General features: G+C 62.7%; 1 protein-coding gene. It reads left to right on the top strand.

The genetic code is table 11. The features are described 5' to 3' along the window. The coding region (locus A5658_RS10105; protein ID WP_156751349.1) for an MMPL family transporter at positions 1–547 on the top strand (547 nt) is incomplete at both ends.

The raw sequence follows: 547 nt of genomic DNA, 5'->3' as shown, positions 1-547 counted from the left end.
ACTGGAAGGACGGCTCCAAGTACGACCTGATGATCGCCGGAATCGGTTCGCTCTGCCTGATTTTCATCATCATGCTGGTGATCACCCGAAGCGTGGTGGCGGCCGTCGTGATTGTCGGCACGGTGCTGCTCTCGCTGGGCGCGTCGTTCGGGCTCTCGGTACTGCTCTGGCAGTACATCCTCGGCATGAACCTGCACTGGATGGTCTTGGCAATGGCGATCATCCTGCTGCTGGCGGTCGGCTCGGACTACAACCTGCTCTTGATATCCCGGTTCAAAGAAGAGATCCACGCCGGGCTCAAGACGGGCACGATCCGCGCGATGGCCGGTTCCGGGTCGGTGGTGACCTCGGCCGGGCTGGTGTTCGCCGCCACCATGGCCACGTTCGCCTTCAGCCCGTTGAAGGTGATGGGTCAGGTCGGTACGACGATCGCGCTGGGTCTGCTGTTCGACACCCTGATCGTCCGGTCTTTCATGACGCCGTCGCTGGCCACACTGCTCGGACGTTGGTTCTGGTGGCCGCAACATGTCCGCCCACGACCGGCCAG

Origin of the sequence: Mycobacterium sp. 1245111.1, assembly GCF_001673405.1 — a bacterium.
Taxonomy (GTDB): domain Bacteria; phylum Actinomycetota; class Actinomycetes; order Mycobacteriales; family Mycobacteriaceae; genus Mycobacterium.
This window is presented reverse-complemented; position numbering and strand designations above follow the sequence as displayed.